Consider the following 20,791-nt stretch of genomic DNA (forward strand, 5'->3'; position numbering starts at 1 on the left):
AGATATGATGGGTGGAACCATTTCCGTGCAGAGTAAAAAGCATGAGGGAACCACATTTACTGTGGATATTCCTTTGGAAATTACAGATAAGGAATGTAATAAGGCAGACACAGGTATTTCTGAAAAGGTGAATCTTACAGGTGTGAATGTCCTTCTTGCAGAGGATAATGAACTGAATGCAGAGATTGCTGCCGTGCAGTTGGAAGAGTTCGGGATGAATGTAGAAAGAGCTGTGGATGGAAAGAATGCTGTTGAGATTTTCAGAAATCATCCGGAAGGCACATTTGATGTAATCCTGATGGATATCATGATGCCTGAAATGAATGGTTATGAAGCGGCAAAAGCAATCAGGGCAATGAATGACAGACCGGATGGAAAAAACATTCCTATTATTGCAATGACAGCTAATTCATTTGCAGAAGATGTTCAGGCATCACTGGATGCAGGAATGAACGCACATTTGTCAAAGCCGATTGTGATTGATGAAGTTATAAAAACGATTTTAAGGTATGTATAAATGAGCGAGTTCGTGATTTTGCATAAAAAGAAAGACACCTTAAATCGTTTGTGTTGTATAATGAAAGTGACGAAACAAACAGAAAAGCTATCTGTTGGCAGGAATACTGATCAATGATATTTCCAATTATGCTATGCTTTATCATGTGCAGGCTTTAAAAAAAGATGGAACATTACACGGAGGAATCGAATGATTTTTTCGGGAAAAGGATATACTCCAGCTTTCGCTAACTGTAATAGCCAGACTAAGTCAGATCCGGTGCAGGGACAATGAGATCTATATTGTAGAAAATCCGTCTGTGTTTGCAATGATATGTGAAGAAAAGTCATGTATGTGCATGAATGGCCAGCCGAGGCTGTCCTGTCTTGAAATAAAGAAATAAGGTAAAATGGGAGACCAGTTATGAACGACAATTACAATCCATTAGACAAAGAATTAAACCGGCTGGTACAGGTTATTGCCCGTCTTCGCGCGGAGGACGGATGCCCCTGGGACCGGGAGCAGACCCATGGTTCCCTGAAAGCAGCCTGTGTGGAGGAGGCCGCGGAGGTGGTTGGCGGCATCAACATTCTGGAGCAGACGGGAAATGCAGAGAACTTAAAAGAAGAGTTGGGTGACCTGCTTTTGCAGGTGGTCATGCATGCGCAGATTGCAAAGGAAGAAGGCTTATTTACGCTGGAGGATGTCATGCGTGGAATCACGGATAAAATGATTCGCCGGCACCCGCATGTGTTTGGAACCACCGCGGTTTCCGGCTCGGATGAAGTTCTGGTGAACTGGGCTGAAATCAAGAAACAGGAAAAAGAGGGAAAAGAGTGGATGGAAAGCTATCTGCCCGGCGCGTTTGATGAGGCAGAAGAACTGATCGGAGCGGCCCGAAAACGAAAAGGGTTTCAGTAATTACAATGCTTTTTTGTTTTTCCAGGGCCATCCTGTGTTGTAGCCATGCTCCTGCCAGTAAGTATCATCGACCGTGCTCATTTTCTTGTGCTTATGCAGAAAACGATAGAGGGTGAACTCGCACCATACTTTCGGCGACGGAGTCAGATGTCTGGCACAGTGCCGGACATTTCGGGCGGTACGTGTTACCTTATGCTGAATGGATTTCAGGAAAGATTCCGGCAGATCATTCCAGGCGTAATCCCATACGCTTTGGGAAATGCAGTGGGTTCTCGCAAACCCCAGGTTTTCTGTACTGTCTTTGATATCGCGGACGGTGGAGCGCATGCCGCCGCCGGCAGCTGTGTTAATGATGACTGCCTGCTTTTTCATGAAAGTAAGATCAGGGCGGTGAACCATCCAACGGTATGCGAGGTGGTCAAGCAGGGATTTCATCTGTCCAGGAACATGATATACATAAGTGGGCGCACAGAACAGAATCAGCCCGGACTGTTCCATAGCCTCAAGGATGGGCGCCATGGCGGCAGCACCTCCGCAGGCCTGCTCTTTTCCAAGGATGCAGGCACGGCATCCGGTACAGATGTGAGGCATGTCATCCGGGAGAAAGAAGGAAAAACAGGTTCCATCTTCCAGGAGTTCTTTGATGAGCATCTGTGCGATCTGGTAAGTGCTTGATCTGGTTTTTCGGCCGGAAGCGTAAATTACCGTGATATTCATAGGCAGCTCCTCTAAAAGCAGATATAGATTCCGGGTCAGGGAATGCAGTGCACCGGTACCTGTATTATAATAATGGAATGGCCGTCTGTCGAGAAAAATGTCTGTATTACAGCATTCTTTTCTAAATATTTTGTACTTGACATTTCTCAGTTCGATTGCTATCATTGCTTTAAACCATTGAAGAGGAAGTTGTACCATATAAGCAGTCTCACAGAGAGTTCGGGGTGGTGGAATCCGGACAGAGTGTCATGGTAAGTGGGCCTCAGAGGGCAAGGTGAAAGGGAATGGTCGGGAAAACAGGTCAGACTTTAGTAGCTGCGACGCAACGGTCAGCGTTAACGGACCAGGAATGTAATGGCATTCTGTAAAGAGTGGGTGCTTGGCACCAAACAAGGTGGTACCGCAGGTATATAACAGCCTGTCCTTGAACGTAGTTCAGGGGCGGGCTTTTTGTGTTTCATAGGAAATAGTGTCTTATGAAATAAAAACGCTCCGCCGGACTCTTGAATGTCAGCCGGAGGTGCCAGGAACAATTTCCAGACAGCTCCTGAAGATTTTTACAGCACAGGAAACAAGAGAAAGGAAGGAAAAAAGTATGAGTGAAGAGAGAAAACTTCAGTTTCGGGGCGGGATCGGGATGTCGCTGATTCCGGTAGCAATTTATGTGTTCTTCTGCATGGTGCTTTTCATTGGATTTAAGGCCTTCAATATGGAGGCACTTGCGGTAGGTGGTTTTCTGGCACTTCTGATCGGCGGCGTCTTCTGTACCAGCTACAGTGATTTTTGGGAGAGTGCCATCAAGGGCATTTCCTCAATCACGTCGGTATCGGTTGTTGTGATTTTATTGCTGGTCGGTATGTTCAGTGCTCTGATTAAACTGTGCGGTCTTTCCGGCGGTTTTGTGTGGATCGCGAATGCAGTTGGCATGAAGGGCGGCATCTTTGTGGCATTTACATTTATTGCTTCCTGCATTGTTTCCACGGCAACCGGTTCTTCCATCGGAACCATGTTTATCGCGTTTCCGATTTTTTATCCGGCTGGCATTATGCTGGGCGCGAATGAAATGATGATGGCGGGATGTATTGTGTCTGGCGCAATTTTCGGTGACAATCTGGCTCCGATTTCAGATACGACCATTGCATCCGCATCGACCCAGCAGTTTAAAAATGGAAAGCCGGCAGATATCGGCGGCGTTGTTTCCAGCCGTATTAAATATTCCGCAGTGGCAGGTTTGATCACGATTGTGATCTTTGCGGTCTTTGGTGGTATGGGCGGTGTATATGAGGGTGGTTCCATTGACGCGGCAGCCAATCCAGTTTCTTTGGTGATGCTGATTCCGGTTGTTCTGATGTTAACTGTTTCAACAAAAACGAGAAATATTTACGAAGGTATTTTAGTGGGTCTGGTAACGGGTACTGTGGTTGGCCTGGCAGCAGGACTTTTCACTCCGGCACAGGTATTTTCCAACGACGCGGCAAACAATGCAGCAGTAGGCTTTTTGATCGATGGCATCAACAACATTTTGCCGACCTGCGCACTGGTCATTTCGGTATTTGGCATCATGGGAGTTTTGAGTGATGCAGGTATGCTGAATCTGATTGCTGAGAAGATTCTGAACAGCAGGATGGCGAGCACCACCCAGGGGGCAGAGCTAATCTGTATGATGGGTATCGCGTTTACGACCATTCTGTTAGGCGGCGTGACCAGTGCTTCCATTTTGACATTTGGACCTATTTTAAATAAGATTGGAGCGGCAAGAAATATTCATCCATACCGCAGGGCAAACCTATTGGATGGTACGGCCAACAGTCTCCCGGCCATCATTCCGTTTATGAGTGTGTTTGTATTTATCGGATCTGCCCTGACCGGACTTTCTCCTGTTGTTGTAGCAGGCGGAACCATTTATGGCTTTGTATTATTTGCTGTATTTTTGGGGGCAGTGCTGACTGGCTGGGGATGTCAGAAAGAAGAATAAAAAGGAGCAGACAGAATGGACGATACATTTACTTTATATGATTTAAAAGTGGAAGTGGTAGCCACAGACCGGCCGATGGTGTGCAGCCACAGGGCGGGAGATTATTTTCTGGTTCAGGGGGAGAATCTGGTGTTCCCGAAAGATACATCCTTTTCCATGTATTCTTTAAGTGCCCTTATTCCGCTGCTTCCGGCAAAGCAGCGGCCATTGGACCCGAATGACTGGATGCTTTCGGATACCGAGATCGCCTGTCCGGATCCAAACTGTGGAGCCAGATTTAAAATTACAAGAGTAGGAAAACGGATTCAGAGTCATGGACAGTGCACGGTGGTGCCGATCCAAAGGCCGGAGTGAGAAAACAAAATTTAAGAAAAGAGGAAATCTGTCATGCAGAAAAAATGTCAATTTAAAAATGGATATACCTTTAACCGTGTTATCAATGGATGCTGGCAGCTGTCTGCGGAACATTGTCTGCAGGGCCATCTGGACTACGATGATGCCATTCGCGCGTTTCATGAGCTGGTGGAGCAGGGCTTTACAACGTTTGACTGTGCGGATATTTATACGGGTGCAGAGGAAGTGTTGGGCCGGTTTGTTATGGAATTAAAAGAAAGCGGCCATTATCAGGAGGAGGATATTCAGATCCACACCAAATTCGTGCCGGATAAAGATGTGCTTCCGGTCATCAATATGAAGTACACAGAAGGAATTGTGGACCGGTCTTTGAAGAGAATGCACCGGGAGGCGCTGGATCTGGTTCAGTTCCATTGGTGGGATTTTGATGTTCCGGGTATGATGGAGACTGCGTTTGATCTGGTAAGGCTGCAGGAAAAAGGAAAAATCCGCAACATCGGCATGTGCAACATGGATACCAATGCGTTGAAGCAGATGGTGGATGCGGGAATTCCCGTGGTGTCCAATCAGGCACAGTATTCTGTATTTGATCGCCGCCCGGAACGCACCCTTCTGGATTATAGCGCAGAGCATGGCATTTATACGTTTGCCTATGGGACCCTGGCAGGCGGATTTCTGGCAGAGCGTTACATGGGAAAGGCGTATGAGGCGCCGGAAACCCGTTCTCAGGTTAAGTATATGCAGATCATAGAGGACTCGTTAGGCTGGGATGGCATGCAGAAACTGCTTCCGGTACTGAAGACCATTGCAGATCACCACGGAGTGTCGATTGCCAACGTGGCAACCCAGTATATCTTAAACCAGAAGAGTGTGGGCGCAGTTATGGTTGGAACCAGAAATTCCAAACATGTTCAGTCCAATCTTCAGACCCTGGCATTTGATTTGACAGAAGACGAAATGAAACAGATCCGTGATTTCGTGAATCAGTATCCGACGCCGGAGGGAGAGTGCTATGAATTAGAGCGAACCTCTCCGAGATATAAGGGAATTATTCTGACGGATCGAAATCATTTGATGAAGTAGAAGAATTGATCGGGCAGCAAGAAAAAGAAAAGGATTTCACAAACCAGAGAGCAGCAGTACCAAGTAAGAGCAGGCAGTCGGAAACGGCTGCCTGTTTGTGATTATGATAAAAACACCATATATACCTATTTACAAATGGGTAAAAGGGAGTATAGTTATATTATCGAATCTGTACGTATTTGTGAAAAGATTTGAGAATATTATCAGAACGCATAGGAGCAAGGAGGAAGTACCATGTCATATAAGAGAGATCTTGTACTGAAGACATTTAATAATGAAGAAACAGATCGTGCACCAATCGGTTTCTGGTATCATTTTGCCAAGGATGAAACTGTTCCGCTGACCGATGAATTAGTGAAGATTAACTACAATGGTCATCTGAAATTTTGTAAGGATGTAGAGCCGGATTTCTTAAAGATCATGAGCGATGGTTTCTTTCACTATCCGGGCGTAGCATCTGAGCCGGTTACCTGCGCAGCAGATCTGAAGAAGATCAAATCAGGCAAGCCGGAGACGCTCGCATGGATTGACAGACAGATTGATATGGTGAAGAAAGTTGCTTCCCAGTACGGAAAAGATATGGTTACACTTTACAATGTATTTTCACCGGCTTCTTATCTGACTTTTGCAACAGAGAATCTTTCCTTTAAGAACATTACCAGCTTCTATGAGGAGGACCCGGAAGCCTTGAAAAATGCATTGCTTACCATTGCTGAGGATGTAAAGATCCTTGCAGACAGAGCTATACGTGAAGCTGGTGTGGACGGTATCTATTTCAGCGTTGGATGTTATGATGGCATTTCAAGAGAAGAGTATCAGAGAATTATCGAGCCGTCTGAGCTTGCGGTTCTGGAGGTTGCTAATGCGGCAAATGACTGCAATATGATTCACATCTGCGGTTATGCCGGCAGAAAGAATGACCTTACCACCTTCAAGGATTATCCGGTTAAGGCTGTCAACTGGGCAACCGTGGTAGAAGGCATTCCGCTTGAGGAAGGAAGAAAGATTTTTGGCAACCGTGCGGTTGCAGGTGGTTTCGCAAATACAACAGATGGAGTGCTTTATTCCGGAACCGAAGAGCAGATTAAGGCTGAGACCAAGAGAATTCTCAGTGCAGCGGGCTCCAGAGGCGTTATTCTGGGTGCTGACTGCACCATTCCGCGTGGAACGCCGGCTTCCCATATTCAGTGGGTCCGTGAGGCTGCTGAGGAATTTGGAAAAGGCTGATAGGATAGCAATACGAACAGTAAACGGAAACAGGGTCACTGCATTCGTGAAATTGACGAGTGCAGTGACCCTGTTTTTATTCATTACACCTAATTACCTATTGATAAAATAGGTATAATGATATATGGTTGTAGAAACGCTAGAAAAAGCTACCATCCGTACTGGCGCTATTGCGCGGAAAATGGAAGTCGCAAAGCGCTTAAAGGAGCATTACGAAGAAGCAATATCAGATATTACGCTGATCCGGGTTGTTTTGGTTGTATCACAGACCGTTTACAGGTATAATGAAACGTAGAACAGAAAACCGAAAAGAAGTTCAGGAGGAGCGAAACGCGTGAAACTGGAAAATTACGAGGTTCATCTACCTAATTATTCGATTGGCGACAGGATTTATGATAAAATCGGTCCGGTCTGTGAATCTTACGGAAAAAAGGTTCTGATCATTGGCGGAAGACGGGCATTGAACGCGGCGGAGGACAAGATCCGTGCCTATGTAGTAAAAACAAATCTGGAGATCATCGGAACAAAGCTTTATGGGACAGACTGTACTTACGCAACCGTGGAAAAACTGCGTGAAATGCCGGAATACGAAGAGGCAGATATGGTATTTGGCGTGGGAGGAGGAAAGGCATTAGACACCGTAAAGTGTTTGTGCATCACGGATGATAAACCGGTATTCGCTTTCCCTACCATTGCCTCCAACTGTGCGGCATGTACGTCGGTGTCTATTATGTACAATGAAGATGGCACTTTCTTAAAACCGAATTTCTTTGTGCGTCCGGTTATGCATTCTTTCATTGATACGGAGATCATCGCAAAAGCACCAAGCCAGTATATGTGGGCCGGTATTGGCGATACTTACGCGAAATATTATGAAGCAGCTATTTCTTCCCGGGATGAGCGTCTGGAGCATTTTACCTCTCTTGGAGTGGCAACCAGCCATATGTGCCGCGATCCGCTGCTCATGTACGGTGTAAAGGCACTGGAAGACCATAAAAAGGGACTCTGTACTTATGAGGTGGAGCAGGCGGTTCTAGCGATCGTGGTCACGACCGGAATTGCTTCCATCTTCCTGACGAAGGATTTCACGCCGGATTACAACAGTGGACTGGCGCATGCGGTGTTCTACGCGCTGACTTCCTATCCGGTTATTGAAGAAAAGCATTTGCATGGAGAAGTGGTAGGCTTCGGCGTACTTTTGCTGCTGCTTGTGGATGGTCAGATGGAAGAATTCGAAAAGATCTATCAGTTAAACAAAGATTTAAAGCTTCCGGTTTCCCTGGAAGAGATTGAGATCACAAAAGAACAGTGGCAGGAGAGTATGACCCGGATCCCGGATATGTCGGATATCCGGCATTATCCGTATAAAGTGACGCCGGAAATGCTGGCAAAGGCAATGGAAATGCTGGAAAAAAGAAATGCCTCCTGAATACAAGAAAACCCTGTGGTCTTACGCAAAGGCCTGCAGGGTTTTCTGATGTTTCTGGCATAAAAGTCCGATGAGCAGCCCCAGAACAGCGGGAAGGACCCAGCCAAGGTTCAGGCTGAACAATGGAAGGAAGCGCTCTGCAAGTTCTACTGCCGTATCCAGGTGAAGCAGGATCTGCAGTTCCTCCGGAAGGGCTTTGAAAAAGTCGAACAGAGAGGCTGCCCAGGTACATACTGTAACCCAGAGATAGACTTTATGGTTATGGTCAAAATGTTTTCCGAACAGAGCCAGCAGGATCAGGGCAATGGCCGGAGGATAAATGAGCATCAGCACCGGCACAGAATACCGGATGATGGTGGAAAGTCCAACGTTTGAGATCAGGAAGGAAAATACGGTAAACAGTACGGCCCAGGCATGGTAGGAAAGCCGGCGCGGAAACATTTTTTCGAAGGTTTCCGCGCAGCTGGTCACCAGGCCAATGGAGGTTTTTAAGCAGGCAAAGGTGATGGTAACAGCCAGGATCAGGATTCCGGCCTGTCCGAGATAGTGGCTGGCAATCTGGGACAGGGCAATACCGCCGTTGTCGGAGGGCGGAAACAGTCCGAGCGACTGGGCTCCCATAAGAATGGTCAGCATGTAAATAAATGTCATCAGGATACCGGCAAGAATCCCGGAGTGAAGTACCTCACCTGCGATGGCTGCGTCATCCTGCACACCCATCTGGCGGATGATGTTGACAACGACAATGCCAAAGGCAAGACCTGCAATTGCATCCATGGTGCCGTAGCCTTCAGCGAGGGCGTGGAACAGGGCGCTGCTCTGATACGACGCATCCGGAAATGCGGAGGAAACCGGTGCGCCCGGATGCAGCAGGGCAGATACGATCAGGATTCCCAGGAAAAACAAAAACAGCGGATTGATGATTTTTCCGATCCAGAGTGTAATGTTGCCCGGACGCAGGGAGAAGAAGAGCACAAGACCGAAGAACACTGCGGAAAAGAGAAACAGTGCCATGCGGCCGCCGCAAGCGTCTCCAAGCATTGGGGCAACCCCGGTGGTAAAGGAGGTTGTGGCACATCGCGGAATGGCAAAGCAGGGGCCAATGGTTAAGTAGAGCAGGCAGGTGAAAAAACAGCCGTATCGTTTTCCTACGCGGGAGGCAAGATCCTGCAGACCGTCGGAATGTGTGTTTCCGATGGCGGCAACGCCAAGGATCGGGATGCCAACTGCAGTAAGAATAAAGCCTGCTGTGGCAGGAATCAGGTTCCGACCGGCCAGCTGGCCTAAATGGACCGGAAAGATCAGATTTCCGGCGCCGAAAAACATGCCAAATAAGGTGGCAGCCACCAGCATGCGCTGTTTCAGGGAAAGATGTGCTTGTTTCATGATGTTTGATCACCTCATATTTTATCATTATTTCACAGTCATTCTTAAGGATAGTAATTTTATTGTAATGTTCACCTTGTTGTTTGGGAAATCCATGTTTATAATAGAAATATGACAAAACGTAATATCTTGTTTATAAAGCGGTCTGTATAGAAAGATCAGATATGCGGAAACAGCATATAACTGAAAAGAGAGGAAGAACAGGATGGATGCGAAAAAACTGGAAATTTTAATGACGGCGGTGGATCTGGGCAGTTTTTCCCGGGCATCGGAGGTGGTCGGTTATACGCAGTCAGGTCTGACCCATCTGGTAAACAGCCTGGAGCGGGAGATTGGGTTTCCGCTTATTGTCCGGAGCCACAACGGAATTTCCCTGACAGAACAGGGGCGGGATCTGATGCCGGATATCCGTCAGTTTCTGCAGGCCAATGCCAGCCTGGAAAACCGGATCCAGGGAATCAGGGAGAAGCAGACGGAGACTATCCGCATTGCGGCGTATGCCAGCATTGCCATGTTCTGGATGCCGGAGATTTTGTACCGGTTTAGACGCATCTGCCCGAATGTCGATGTGGATCTGCGCATGGTGGATCACGCGCTGGAACCATTTGAACTTTTACAGGATGGAAAGACCGATGTGATCTTTGCCAGCCGCCAGAATTACGGAACGTGTGAGTGGACACCGCTTTATCATGAGCTTTTGTACGCGATCCTTCCGAGAGATTATCCGTTGAAGAGCCCCACAGAATTTCCGCTGAAGGAGTTTGAGGGAAAAGAGTTCCTGATGCCTTATGGGCGGTTTGATATTGATGTGCATGCGGCTTTTAAGCGGGAAGGGGTAAAGGCGAACGAACAGACAGTATACGTGGATGATGAGACCGTGATCCGCATGGTTGGGAAAGGTCTTGGCATTTCCATGATGTCAGAACTGATGATCCGCGGAAATACGGATGATGTTCTCTGTATCCCGGTTACACCGAAAAGCATAAGAGAGCTTGGCATGGGAACGGAGAAGGGCGTGGAGCTGTCGGAGAGCGTGCGGAGGCTGAAGGAGTGTGTGGTGGAGTATACATCATGCCTGCAGGGGAGGACTTTTTAAGGGGCTGTCCTGGAAAAAAACCTTGACTTTTCCTGCTAAACTGACTAGAATGGTCAGTAGATTATGACTGTTTCTTTTGGACAGACATACCTGCAATCACAAATTACAAAAGTAAAAGCTGAGATCGTGTTTTAAGATACTGTTTCCGGTCAGAGAGAAGAGGTCGGCGGCTGTGAGCCTCTTTCCGTTCAGACAGATATCCGAATTTCCCACGGGAGCTGCATTGCTGAATGAAAGAACTGCGGTGTATGATGAAAAGTGTACCGGAGTTTTGGCGGAGTAGGCATTGCCGTCTGGTGTACGTTACATACCGGAAAGTGTCTGTGAATATTTTATTTACAGGAAGCTGGGTGGTACCGCGGTAGATTATCGTCCCTTTGCACATTGTGCAGAGGGACTTTTTGTTTCCCTCTTATCATCACATGTGCGGATTGCAAATCAAAGGTTCATATTAATAAAGGAGAAAAATCATGCAGGATTTAAAAGAGCTGAATGAAGTGATCGCTGCGATCAAAGAAGAGATCCGTCAGGGCGCAGATGCTCTGACCACTTCCAGAAGTGTCTATGAGTTTAAGAAGACCTTTCTGGATAACAAGCAGGGCCGGATTGGTCTGCTGATGAAGGAAATGCGCAATGTGCCGAACGACCAGAAGGCAGAGTTCGGTAAGACTATCAACGGCGCAAAAGAGTGGGCAAACCAGTTCTTCGACGAGCTGGACCAGAAATTAAAAGAGAAAGAGCAGCAGCAGCGCTACGAATCCGAAAAGATCGATATTTCCATGCCGCCGGTTAAAATCCGCTATGGCAATCTGCATCCGGTAACCACCGTACGCAATCAACTGACGGACATCTTCGCGTCTATGGGATTTGAAGTGTATGAGGGTACCGAGATCGAGACTGATTACTATAACTTCACTGCACTGAACACTCCTCAGGACCATCCGGCCCGGGACATGCAGGATACCTTCTACCTGTCTCCGGAGTTCTTACTGCGTACCCAGACTTCCGCAGGTCAGGTTCATGTCATGGAAGCCAAGAAGCCGCCGATCAAGGTTGTTTCTCCTGGTAAGGTATTCCGTTCCGATGACGATGCGACCCATTCTCCGATGTTCAGCCAGATGGAGGGCCTGGTTGTAGACGAGGGTATCACTCTCTGCGACTTAAAGGGCATGCTGGACATGTTCGTTCAGAGAATCTTTGGCGAGAGCACCCGCACAAGACTGCGTCCGTCCTACTTCCCGTTCACGGAGCCATCCGTTGAGGTGGATGTCAGCTGCTTCCAGTGTGGAGGCAAAGGCTGCAGACTGTGCAAGGGAACCGGATGGATCGAGGTTCTGGGCGCAGGTGTGGTAAACAAGAAGGTGCTGGAGAACTGCGGCATCGATTCCGAGAAGTACAGCGGATTTGCTTTCGGCCTTGGTCTGGAGCGTATCGCAATGCTGAAATATGGCATCAACAATATCAAGATGCTTTTTGAGTCTGATCTGCGCGTGTTAGATCAGATTGATGACTGATCAGGACAGGAGGATTAGAAATGCTTGTACCATTAAGCTGGTTAAATGACTATGTAGATATTAATGTTTCCGCAGATGAACTGGAGACAAAACTCTTTGACTGTGGATTTGAAGTAGAAGAAAAATGGCAGGTGGGTAAGGACATCAGCGGAATCGTAGTTGGTTACGTGGAGTCCTGCGAGCCGATCCCGGAGACCCATCTTCATGTATGCCAGGTCAACGTAGGCGGACCGGAGCTGTTACAGATCTGCTGCGGCGCTGACAATGTCAAGGCAGGCGGCAAATATCCGGTAGCCATGGTTGGCGCACAGGTATACGCAACCGCAAAGGACCACGTTACCATTGAGGGTGTGGCAACCATCAAAAAAGGCAAATTGAGAGGCTATGAGTCCTATGGTATGCTCTGCTCTGGAACGGAGCTTGGCTTAAACGAAGACCTGTATCCGGGCGCCGGTTATAATGGTCTTCTGGTACTGCCGGAGGATGCCAAGATTGGTGCCGATGTCAAAGAACTCACCGGTTTAAATGACTGGATCTTCGACGTTTCCATCACCGCAAACCGTCCGGACTGCCAGAGCATCTTCGGCCTGGCAAGAGAGGTGGCAGCAGCACTGGGCCAGCCACTGAAAACTCCGGCTCTGGACTACACCGAGACTGAGGTGGAGAAAGAGGGCTTTGAGGTAACCGTAGACGCACAGGATCTGTGCCCGCGCTACATTGCCCACTATGTATACGATGTGAAGCTGGGCCAGTCACCGGCATGGATGAGAAGACGCCTGGCTTTAGTCGGTAACAACTCCATCTCCAACATCGTGGATATCACCAACTACATCATGCGCGAGCTGGGCCAGCCGCTCCACGCGTTTGACTGCAATTTCCTGGAGGGCAATGCGATTCAGGTAAGACGCGCAAACGAGGGCGAAAAGATCGTTACCTTGGATGAGAAGGAGTTCACCTTAAACCCGAACAACCTGGTGATCTGTGACGGAAAGAAGCCGGTTGCGCTGGCTGGTATTATGGGCGGTTTAAACTCTGAGATCCGCGATACCACCACTGAGGTGATGTTTGAGTCCGCAAAATTTGCCCGTGACAACATCCGCAGAAGCTCCCGTGCCCTGGGCCAGTCCTCTGACGCAAGCCAGAGATACTCCAAGGGTGTCGATGAGTACGCAACTGAGATGGCCATGAAGCGTGCCCTGCATCTGGTAGAAGAACTGGGCGTTGGTAAAGTTTCCAAAACCCATAAAAATGTCAACACCGGAAATTCCTTAGAGCCGGTTACCTTCAAGACCAGCATTAAGAAGGTCAACGGTGTTTTGGGTATTACCGTTCCGGACGAGGATATCTTACGCATCCTGACCGGCTTAAACTTCCAGCCGGAAATTAACGGCGACGAGCTGACCATGCACTTCCCGGCATACCGTGAGGATATGGAGGATTACCCGGATGTAGCAGAGGAAGTCATTCGTATGTATGGCTATGAGCACATCAATTCCACCTTCCTCCCGACCGCAAAGGTAACCATCGGCGGAAGCAATCTGCGTCAGAAGACCATCCTGAAGGTCAAGAGAGCCCTGTGCAGCGTCGGCGCATTTGAGGGAATCCATTATTCCTTCTTCTCCCCGTCTGATTTAGACCAGATGGGCTTTGCAGAGGATGTCATGGAACGTAAGGCAATCCGCATCATGAACCCGATTAATGAGGATCTGTCCCTGATGAGAACCACCCTGGCTCCGCAGATGATCCACGCCATGGGACGCAACCAGAAGAGAGGCATCTTTGAGGGACGCATCTTCGAAATCGGAAATGCGTTCATTCCGAAGTCCCTGCCGCTTACCGAGTATCCGGACGAGCGCGAGACTCTCTGCATCGGCGTGTTCGGTAAGAACGAGTCCTTCTTCACCTTAAAGGGTATGGCTGAGACCGTTGCAGATGTGCTGCATGTTTCCTTTACCTATGAGAAGGCAGAGAAGCCGTTCCTGCATCCGTACCAGACCGCAGCAATTTTCTGCGAGGGCGAACAGATTGGTTATCTTGGTAAAGTAAAATACGAGATCATGAAGGACGAGGCAATGCGTGAGGATGCCTATGTTCTGGAAATCAGCATGAAGGCTCTGGAAAAATGGTATGGCAAGGCTCCGGTATTTGAGCCGCTTCCAAAGTTCGCAGAGGAGAAGCGTGACCTGGCACTGGTTATGGACAAAGACATTACCTGCGGTCAGGTAGAGGATTGCATCCGCGAGGCATGCGGCTTCGTTAAGGACGTTACTCTGTTCGATGTCTACGAAGGAAAGCAGATCGCCGAGGACAAGAAGTCCATGGCCTTCACTGTTTTATTCACTCCGAAGGAAGAGGCATTTGGCGCAGATACCGTGGACGGATATGTCAAGAAGATCCTCAAACAGCTTGGAAAAACCTACGGAATCGAACTGAGAAGCTAAAACCACTTGTGTTTTCAGTTATCCTATGATAAAATGTCAGTGTTTGACTATTAGGAGGTGCATGCAATGCTGAAAACGATTTTATCCGTGATCTTCGTTCTTATATGTCTGGCTTTGACCGTGATCGTATTACTTCAGGAGGGAAAGTCTCAGGGCCTTGGCGCTATCGGTGGTATGGCAGAGACCTACTGGGGAAAGAATAAAGGACGTTCCATGGAAGGTACCCTGGAAAAGTTCACGACATTTGCGGCAGTAGCATTTATGGTACTTGCAATCGTATTAAATTTAGTTTAAGCGCAGGATAAAGCACTCTTGGAAACAAGGGTGCTTTTCTCGCATCACAGAGTTTTTTCATATCACTGAGAATTGTACCCGGCACAAAAATGTGCCAGGATATATTTGATTTACAGAGAGGGATTATGACAGAAGAATTATTAAAGGAAAGAAAAGAAGCAATGCTGGCTCTGATCAACGATCCGACCTATGTTCCCATGAAGATCAAGGAACTGGCTATGCTGTTAGATATTCCGCGGGAGAAGCGGGATGAATTGAAGGAGGTTCTGGATGCCCTGGTGGCAGATGGAAAAGTGGGCCTTTCCAAGCGCGGTAAGTACGGAAAGCCGGAGGCTTTCACGCTGGTGGGAACCTTCTGCGGCCATGCGAAAGGCTTTGGCTTTGTGACCGTGGAGGGCATGGACCAGGATGTATTTATTCCGGCTGAGAAGACCAAAGACGCTATGCACGGGGACACTGTGCAGATCACGGCGAGTCCGGCTTCCAAGGGAAAACGCCCGGAGGGTGCCGTTATCAGGGTGATTGAGCGGGCGAACCAGACCATCGTTGGTTTTTATCAGAAAAACAAGAATTTCGGCTTTGTGGTGCCGGATAACCAGAAAATCAATGCCGATGTGTTCATTCCCCTGGGCAAAGATATGGGCGCAGTGACCGGCCACAAGGTTGTGGTACACCTGACAGATTTCGGCGGAGAACGCAAAAAACCGGAAGGTATTATCACGGAAATCATTGGTCATGTCAATGATCCGGGAACCGATATTTTATCAATCGTGAAGGCTTATGGCATTCCGGACGAGTATCCGCCGGAGGTCATGAAACAGGTGAGCCGCATTCCGGATGAGGTAGCAAAGGAAGATCTGGCAGGACGCAAGGATATCCGCGACTGGCAGACGGTAACTATCGATGGGGAGGATGCCAAGGATCTGGATGACGCCATCACCATCAGCCGGGAAAGCTATGGTTACAGGCTGGGGGTCCACATTGCAGATGTCAGCCATTATGTGACCGAGGGAAGCCCTCTGGACGAGGAAGCCTTAAACCGCGGCACCAGTGTGTATCTGGTAGACCGTGTGATCCCGATGCTGCCGCATAAGCTTTCCAACGGCATTTGTTCCCTGAATGAGGGTACAGACCGTCTGGCACTCAGCTGTATCATGGAGATTGATCCGCAGGGACGCGTGCTTGGGCATGAGATCGCGGAGACCGTAATCCGGGTGGACCGCCGCATGACCTACACGGCGGTGAATGCCATTGTGACGGATCGCGATGAAAAAACCATGGAAGAGTATGCGGGATTTGTGGTGATGTTCGACCTTATGAAAGAGTTGGCGGACATTCTGCGGGAAAAGCGGCATCAGCGTGGCTCCATCGATTTTGACTTTCCGGAGTCTAAGATCATTCTGGATGAGAAGGGGCGACCGGTGGATATTAAGCCGTATGAACGCAACGCGGCAACCAAGATCATTGAGGATTTTATGCTGATGGCGAACGAGACCATTGCGGAAGATTACTTCTGGCAGGAGCTTCCGTTTGTGTACCGTACTCATGACAACCCGGACCCGGAGAAGATGAAGCGCCTGGGTGTGTTTATCAATAACTTTGGATATACAATCCGCACTCATGATGGTGAGGTGCATCCGAAGGAGCTGCAGAAGCTTCTGAAAAAGATTGAAGGAACCGAAGAGGAAGCACTCATCAGCCGTCTGACCCTGCGTTCCATGAAGCAGGCAAAATACATGCCTGTCTGCAGCGGACATTTCGGCCTGGCTGCGAAGTATTATACCCATTTCACCTCTCCGATCCGACGTTATCCCGATCTGCAGATCCACCGCATTATTAAGGAAAATCTGCGTGGCGGCCTGAGTGAGAAACGCATCGCTCATTACGATAAGATCCTGACCGGTGTGACCATCCAGTGTTCTGCCACGGAGCGGCGTGCGGAGGAAGCGGAGCGCGAGACTATTAAGCTTAAGAAGTGCGAGTACATGTCAAAGCGCATTGGCGAGATCTTTGATGGTGTCATTTCCGGTGTGACCAACTGGGGCTTCTATGTGGAGCTGCCGAATACGGTGGAGGGGCTGGTTCATGTCAATGAGCTGCACGGAGATTACTACGTATTCAATGAGGAGCGCATGGAGCTTCGGGGCGAGATGAGCGGAAAAACCTACAAGCTTGGACAGAAGATCCAGGTGATGGTAACCGGCACCGACCGGCTTACCAAGACAATCGATTTTATCCCGGCAAAGAATATGGAGCTTCCGGAAGAAGATGCATAGTCTGCCATAATTTGTGGAATTCCGGACTGGCGTGCTGTGGCACGGTGCCGGAACTTTGGAAGTGACAGTCTGGAAGTCGGGGAAAAGACAGGAGGTTTTGTTTTGAAAGAAGCAATCAAGCTGGTGGCAAATAACAAAAAGGCCTACCATGACTATTTTATCGATGAGAAATTTGAGTGCGGCATTGAGCTGTTCGGAACCGAGGTCAAATCCATCCGGATGGGCAAGTGCAGCGTAAAAGAAGCTTTTGTGCGGATCGACAAGAATGAGGTCTATATTTACGGTATGCATATCAATCCGTACGAGAAGGGCAACATCTTTAACAAAGATCCGCTCCGGGCAAGAAAACTCCTGATGCACCGCAGCGAGATCAACAAGCTGGAGGGCAAGATCCGCGAAAAAGGCCTGACTCTGGTGCCGCTGCAGGTGTACTTTAAGGGCAGCCTGGTAAAGGTGGAGATTGGCCTTGCGCGAGGCAAGAAGCTTTACGATAAGCGTGATGATATTGCAAAGAAGGATCAGCGCCGCGAGGTGGAGCGGGATTATAAGCAGAAGCTGAGATAAGTGACGAAAAAACCAGTTTTCCTTTTATATCTGAAACAAAAGGATGTAAGAGTGAACGCTGGTTTTTCTTCACTTGAAAATACACGGACGTTTGCGTATACTAGATGCGATAGATTTCAGAAAGGCAATGTACGAATCTCGAGAAAAGGAGTCTGAACCGTGCCGGCAGAAACAGGATGGGAGGCAAACAGGGGTGATTACGGATGAAAACATATATCAGCGATATCTGCGTGGAGAAACCAATGCGGCTGATCTGCTAGTGGAAAAATACGCTGATATGCTGATCTTTTACATAAACGGTTATATCAAGGATATTCATGAGGCAGAGGACCTGATGATAGAAGCCTTTTCCCAGATATTTGCAAAAGAGCGTCCTATTACGGGAGAGGGCAGTTTCAAGGCATATCTTTACAAAACAGCCCGCAATCTTGCCCTGCGGCATAGCAAAAAACACCGCCACCTCTTCCTGTGGATTGATGACCTGGATTTTGAACTGCCAGATAAAACCATGGCTGAGACCAGGACCTTTCAAAATGAGCGGGATCGTCAGCTCTATGCGGCACTGGATAAACTGAAACCAGAATACCGGGAAGCAGTATACCTGATTTACCTGGAGGAAATGAGCTACCGGAATGCAGCAGCGGTTATGTCTAAAAGTGAGCAGCAAATCAAAAACCTTGTATATCGCGGCAAGCAGAGTTTGAAGGCAATTTTGGAGCAGGAGGGATTTGAATATGCGGACGAATGAAGAACGTTCCCGGCTGATCCACAAACGGACAGCGGAAATAAAACGGGAGAAGCGAAACAGACTACAGCGGGGGCTTGATGCGGTCTGCATAGCAGTTTGTCTGCTTTTGGTTACAGGTATCGGGGCATGGATGCCGGAACTGATGACAGAACCTGCGGCAGGAAGCATTGTTCATTCTTCGGGAGCGGCAAGTATGATCGGCAGTCATGCTGCTCTTGGCTATATTGTCATGGGCCTGCTTGCTTTTCTCCTTGGTGTATGTGTAACCGTGCTGCTTTACCGTCTGCGGCGCAGAAATGAGCGTAGGAGCAGAGAGGAAAAAGAAGATGAACTTTGAACTGATTGACAATAGTTTTCAGATAATCATATTAGGATTTTGCACCATTGCAGCCCTTTTTCTGGCTTTGCGGTATAAAAGCAGGAGTTTGCTGATCCTCGCTTTGGCATATGCCTGTTTCTGCATGGGAACGGCATATTATATTCTGTATCTGGTCATTATGGGAAAAGTGCCGCAGGTTTTTTATGTAGCTGAGATTTCCTGGCTGGCCGCATGGCTTTTTTATCTGTCCGTGCAGATCCTGCGGATGGAGAAAATTGGATACCGTTTCTCGTGGTTTGCAGGCAGCGCAGCGGTGCTTGTCGCAGTGGTCGCTTTTGCCGATCATGCCTTTGGGCCTTCCTATTTCTTTTCCACATTATTTACACTCACGGCGGGAGCGAACATGTATCTTTCGGTGCTTGGTATGCAAAGTGCTCATCCATATCGAAGCACGGACGGTCTGATGGCTGGCTGCATCGTTCTGCAGGTGCTTCTTTATCTGATTTCCGATTTTATACGGGATTATACCTGCTTCAACCTTTATTTTGCTGTGGACATTACACTGACACTATCCATGGTAGCATTGCTGCCGTTTACTCTGCGGGAGGTGGAGAAATGACTTATATCGAAAATATCTTTCTCTGCCTCGCCATACCGATGATACTGTCGCTGTTCTTTATAAAAGGACGGGCAAGAAGCTATACCCTGTTTGTGACCATTGGAATGGGGATTTGCCTGCTGAGTGCCTACGTCAACAGCTTTTTTATGTGGCTATACGGTGTGGATGGAACGGTTGCCGCTATTGAGATCACGCCTGTGTGTGAAGAATTATTAAAGCTGCTTCCGCTACTGTTTTACTTTCTGATTTTTGAGCCAGAGCCGAGAGAACTGCCCACGGTGGCTATTGCCATTGCCGCAGGTTTTGCAACCTTTGAAAATGCATGCTACCTGACGGAAAACGGTGCGGCTAACTTCAGCTTCCTGTTGATCCGGGGGATTTCTGCGGGCGGGCTGCATATCCTTTGCGGGATCCTTTCCGGCTTCGGCATCTCCTATGTCTTTCGCCACCGCTGGCTGTCAGTTACCGGAACTGCCGGCATTTTAGGTGCCTGCACAGGTTTTCATGGAATTTATAACCTGCTGATCACAGCCGATGGTGGATGGAAAACGGCAGGGTATCTCTTTCCCTCTGTTTTGATCATCTGCCTTTTCATAGCAAAAATCGTTCTTCCTAAGTTCACCATATCTTTAAAATAATACGAGCAAGGCACATTGAGCCGTCCCGTTTTGGGGCGGCTTAAAATTTTTTAAAAAATTTTTGATTTTTAGTGAGAAGATTTTAAATTTCGTGTCTTTTAGTAAGTAGAGGGGTGTGTAAAGCATCTACAATAAGGGAAGGAGTGTGACGATGAACGGCATAACTGAAATCCGGATGCGAAAAATACAGTCCAGGACACGGCAATACCGGCGGCGATACGAATGGCGTGAGATCTCCTGGCTGACAGTATGCAGCCTGTTTCTTTTAGCCGGAATAGGAATTTTGCTTGGGCACATACAGGAACCGGGGATATCTTCTGTAGCAGAAGACTACGGCGCGGTTCTGCTGCGAAACGGAGCAGATCTGTATGTGACCATTGACATCGCCTCTTTTACAGCCGGTGTGGTGATGACGATCATCTGTATCCGTTGGAGGAAGAAAAAATGGCCGCACATCGGATAAGGAAGAAAGTGAGGAAGGAATATGAAAAAGCGATTGAATAGAATGCTCAGTACCCTGCTGATATGCAGCATGGTGATGACGCTGATGCCCACAACTGTTTTTGCGACGAACCGTAAGGATGCCGTTATGGAAGAATACGCAGGCGGCTTGTGTGAACATCATCCGGAACATGATGATGAATGTGGATACTCCGAGGGAATAGCAGGAACAGACTGCAGTCACGAGCACACA

22 protein-coding genes are annotated in these 20,791 nt (G+C 48.2%); 20 read left to right on the top strand and 2 right to left on the bottom strand.

All coding sequences use genetic code 11. From position 1 onward, the window contains the following. From ACMP1L_RS13745 to ACMP1L_RS13755, 3 genes are all read left to right on the top strand, one after another. Nucleotides 1-517 (top strand): ATP-binding response regulator (locus ACMP1L_RS13745; RefSeq protein WP_418453356.1); only part of this gene is annotated, 517 nt, incomplete at its 5' end. 211 nt (nucleotides 518-728) lie between these two features. Further along, complete coding sequence (locus ACMP1L_RS13750) at nucleotides 729-899, top strand: DUF2399 domain-containing protein (protein ID WP_118732742.1); 171 nt, start codon at nucleotides 729-731, stop codon at nucleotides 897-899. Nucleotides 900-919: 20 nt separating this feature from the next. Next, nucleotides 920-1,417, top strand: a complete 498-nt coding sequence (locus ACMP1L_RS13755) for a MazG family protein (protein ID WP_118732741.1) — start codon at nucleotides 920-922, stop codon at nucleotides 1,415-1,417. Here the strand turns inward: ACMP1L_RS13755 and ACMP1L_RS13760 are convergent, their stop codons facing one another. Then, nucleotides 1,418-2,134: a flavodoxin family protein gene (locus tag ACMP1L_RS13760; RefSeq protein ID WP_418453357.1), complete on the bottom strand. Its 717-nt coding sequence runs from the start codon at nucleotides 2,132-2,134 to the stop codon at nucleotides 1,418-1,420. It lies immediately after the preceding gene. A gap of 595 nt (nucleotides 2,135-2,729) precedes the next feature. Here ACMP1L_RS13760 and ACMP1L_RS13765 point away from each other — a divergent pair. From ACMP1L_RS13765 to ACMP1L_RS13785, 5 genes are all read left to right on the top strand, one after another. Then, nucleotides 2,730-4,109 carry a Na+/H+ antiporter NhaC family protein gene (locus ACMP1L_RS13765; protein WP_373245266.1) on the top strand — a complete coding sequence of 460 codons (1,380 nt, stop codon included), beginning with the start codon at nucleotides 2,730-2,732 and terminating at the stop codon, nucleotides 4,107-4,109. A gap of 15 nt (nucleotides 4,110-4,124) precedes the next feature. Continuing rightward, nucleotides 4,125-4,463: a TIGR04076 family protein gene (locus ACMP1L_RS13770; protein ID WP_118543688.1), complete on the top strand. Its 339-nt coding sequence runs from the start codon at nucleotides 4,125-4,127 to the stop codon at nucleotides 4,461-4,463. A gap of 33 nt (nucleotides 4,464-4,496) precedes the next feature. Beyond that, a complete protein-coding gene (locus ACMP1L_RS13775) occupies nucleotides 4,497-5,546 on the top strand; it encodes an aldo/keto reductase (RefSeq protein WP_418453358.1) in 1,050 nt (349 codons plus the stop codon). A 234-nt stretch (nucleotides 5,547-5,780) separates the two neighbouring features. Next, entirely contained in the window at nucleotides 5,781-6,773 is a 993-nt protein-coding gene (locus ACMP1L_RS13780) for a uroporphyrinogen decarboxylase family protein (RefSeq protein WP_177303745.1), read from the top strand. A gap of 334 nt (nucleotides 6,774-7,107) precedes the next feature. After that, complete coding sequence (locus ACMP1L_RS13785; protein ID WP_418453359.1) at nucleotides 7,108-8,202, top strand: iron-containing alcohol dehydrogenase family protein; 1,095 nt, start codon at nucleotides 7,108-7,110, stop codon at nucleotides 8,200-8,202. Nucleotides 8,203-8,223: 21 nt separating this feature from the next. Here the strand turns inward: ACMP1L_RS13785 and brnQ are convergent, their stop codons facing one another. Then, a complete protein-coding gene (gene brnQ, locus ACMP1L_RS13790; protein ID WP_418453360.1) occupies nucleotides 8,224-9,588 on the bottom strand; it encodes a branched-chain amino acid transport system II carrier protein in 1,365 nt (454 codons plus the stop codon). Between the two features lie 205 nt (nucleotides 9,589-9,793). On the opposite strand from brnQ, the gene ACMP1L_RS13795 reads away from it, so the two are divergent. The 12 genes from ACMP1L_RS13795 to ACMP1L_RS13850 form a co-directional block, all read left to right on the top strand. Further along, on the top strand, nucleotides 9,794-10,684 hold the full coding sequence (locus tag ACMP1L_RS13795) for a LysR family transcriptional regulator (RefSeq protein WP_118732735.1): 891 nt from the start codon (nucleotides 9,794-9,796) through the stop codon (nucleotides 10,682-10,684). Nucleotides 10,685-11,154: 470 nt separating this feature from the next. Further along, on the top strand, nucleotides 11,155-12,198 hold the full coding sequence (gene pheS, locus ACMP1L_RS13800) for a phenylalanine--tRNA ligase subunit alpha (RefSeq protein WP_118732734.1): 1,044 nt from the start codon (nucleotides 11,155-11,157) through the stop codon (nucleotides 12,196-12,198). A 20-nt stretch (nucleotides 12,199-12,218) separates the two neighbouring features. Further along, nucleotides 12,219-14,639, top strand: a complete 2,421-nt coding sequence (pheT, locus tag ACMP1L_RS13805; protein ID WP_418453361.1) for a phenylalanine--tRNA ligase subunit beta — start codon at nucleotides 12,219-12,221, stop codon at nucleotides 14,637-14,639. 66 nt (nucleotides 14,640-14,705) lie between these two features. Continuing rightward, nucleotides 14,706-14,933: a preprotein translocase subunit SecG gene (secG, locus tag ACMP1L_RS13810; RefSeq protein WP_118529954.1), complete on the top strand. Its 228-nt coding sequence runs from the start codon at nucleotides 14,706-14,708 to the stop codon at nucleotides 14,931-14,933. Nucleotides 14,934-15,058: 125 nt separating this feature from the next. Next, a complete protein-coding gene (gene rnr / locus ACMP1L_RS13815) occupies nucleotides 15,059-17,209 on the top strand; it encodes a ribonuclease R (RefSeq protein WP_418453362.1) in 2,151 nt (716 codons plus the stop codon). Between the two features lie 102 nt (nucleotides 17,210-17,311). Continuing rightward, a complete protein-coding gene (gene smpB, locus ACMP1L_RS13820; RefSeq protein WP_279220943.1) occupies nucleotides 17,312-17,773 on the top strand; it encodes an SsrA-binding protein SmpB in 462 nt (153 codons plus the stop codon). Nucleotides 17,774-17,966: 193 nt separating this feature from the next. Then, entirely contained in the window at nucleotides 17,967-18,521 is a 555-nt protein-coding gene (locus ACMP1L_RS13825; RefSeq protein ID WP_418453363.1) for an RNA polymerase sigma factor, read from the top strand. Continuing rightward, on the top strand, nucleotides 18,508-18,858 hold the full coding sequence (locus ACMP1L_RS13830; RefSeq protein ID WP_418453364.1) for a DUF4179 domain-containing protein: 351 nt from the start codon (nucleotides 18,508-18,510) through the stop codon (nucleotides 18,856-18,858). The genes ACMP1L_RS13825 and ACMP1L_RS13830 overlap by 14 nt, the downstream gene beginning before the upstream one ends. After that, nucleotides 18,848-19,459 carry a hypothetical protein gene (locus tag ACMP1L_RS13835; protein WP_418453365.1) on the top strand — a complete coding sequence of 204 codons (612 nt, stop codon included), beginning with the start codon at nucleotides 18,848-18,850 and terminating at the stop codon, nucleotides 19,457-19,459. Before ACMP1L_RS13830 ends, ACMP1L_RS13835 begins: the two co-directional genes overlap by 11 nt. Next, entirely contained in the window at nucleotides 19,456-20,097 is a 642-nt protein-coding gene (locus tag ACMP1L_RS13840; RefSeq protein ID WP_418453366.1) for a PrsW family glutamic-type intramembrane protease, read from the top strand. The genes ACMP1L_RS13835 and ACMP1L_RS13840 overlap by 4 nt, the downstream gene beginning before the upstream one ends. A gap of 151 nt (nucleotides 20,098-20,248) precedes the next feature. Next, on the top strand, nucleotides 20,249-20,560 hold the full coding sequence (locus tag ACMP1L_RS13845) for a hypothetical protein (protein ID WP_418453367.1): 312 nt from the start codon (nucleotides 20,249-20,251) through the stop codon (nucleotides 20,558-20,560). Nucleotides 20,561-20,581: 21 nt separating this feature from the next. Next, the coding region (locus tag ACMP1L_RS13850) for a hypothetical protein (RefSeq protein WP_475544555.1) at nucleotides 20,582-20,791 on the top strand (210 nt) is incomplete at its 3' end.

Source organism: Ventrimonas sp. (assembly GCF_048380235.1).
Classification (GTDB): Bacteria; Bacillota; Clostridia; order Lachnospirales; family Lachnospiraceae; genus Brotaphodocola.

What these genes read in the sequence shown, in the direction of transcription:
- ACMP1L_RS13755 (WP_118732741.1), top strand. Translation starts at nt 920, where the DNA reads ATGAACGACAATTACAATCCATTAGACAAAGAATTAAACCGGCTGGTA.
- ACMP1L_RS13760 (WP_418453357.1), bottom strand. Translation starts at nt 2,134, where the DNA reads ATGAATATCACGGTAATTTACGCTTCCGGCCGAAAAACCAGATCAAGC.
- ACMP1L_RS13765 (WP_373245266.1), top strand. Translation starts at nt 2,730, where the DNA reads ATGAGTGAAGAGAGAAAACTTCAGTTTCGGGGCGGGATCGGGATGTCG.
- ACMP1L_RS13770 (WP_118543688.1), top strand. Translation starts at nt 4,125, where the DNA reads ATGGACGATACATTTACTTTATATGATTTAAAAGTGGAAGTGGTAGCC.
- ACMP1L_RS13775 (WP_418453358.1), top strand. Translation starts at nt 4,497, where the DNA reads ATGCAGAAAAAATGTCAATTTAAAAATGGATATACCTTTAACCGTGTT.
- ACMP1L_RS13780 (WP_177303745.1), top strand. Translation starts at nt 5,781, where the DNA reads ATGTCATATAAGAGAGATCTTGTACTGAAGACATTTAATAATGAAGAA.
- brnQ (WP_418453360.1), bottom strand. Translation starts at nt 9,588, where the DNA reads ATGAAACAAGCACATCTTTCCCTGAAACAGCGCATGCTGGTGGCTGCC.
- ACMP1L_RS13795 (WP_118732735.1), top strand. Translation starts at nt 9,794, where the DNA reads ATGGATGCGAAAAAACTGGAAATTTTAATGACGGCGGTGGATCTGGGC.
- pheS (WP_118732734.1), top strand. Translation starts at nt 11,155, where the DNA reads ATGCAGGATTTAAAAGAGCTGAATGAAGTGATCGCTGCGATCAAAGAA.
- pheT (WP_418453361.1), top strand. Translation starts at nt 12,219, where the DNA reads ATGCTTGTACCATTAAGCTGGTTAAATGACTATGTAGATATTAATGTT.
- secG (WP_118529954.1), top strand. Translation starts at nt 14,706, where the DNA reads ATGCTGAAAACGATTTTATCCGTGATCTTCGTTCTTATATGTCTGGCT.
- rnr (WP_418453362.1), top strand. Translation starts at nt 15,059, where the DNA reads ATGACAGAAGAATTATTAAAGGAAAGAAAAGAAGCAATGCTGGCTCTG.
- ACMP1L_RS13830 (WP_418453364.1), top strand. Translation starts at nt 18,508, where the DNA reads ATGCGGACGAATGAAGAACGTTCCCGGCTGATCCACAAACGGACAGCG.
- ACMP1L_RS13835 (WP_418453365.1), top strand. Translation starts at nt 18,848, where the DNA reads ATGAACTTTGAACTGATTGACAATAGTTTTCAGATAATCATATTAGGA.
- ACMP1L_RS13840 (WP_418453366.1), top strand. Translation starts at nt 19,456, where the DNA reads ATGACTTATATCGAAAATATCTTTCTCTGCCTCGCCATACCGATGATA.
- ACMP1L_RS13845 (WP_418453367.1), top strand. Translation starts at nt 20,249, where the DNA reads ATGAACGGCATAACTGAAATCCGGATGCGAAAAATACAGTCCAGGACA.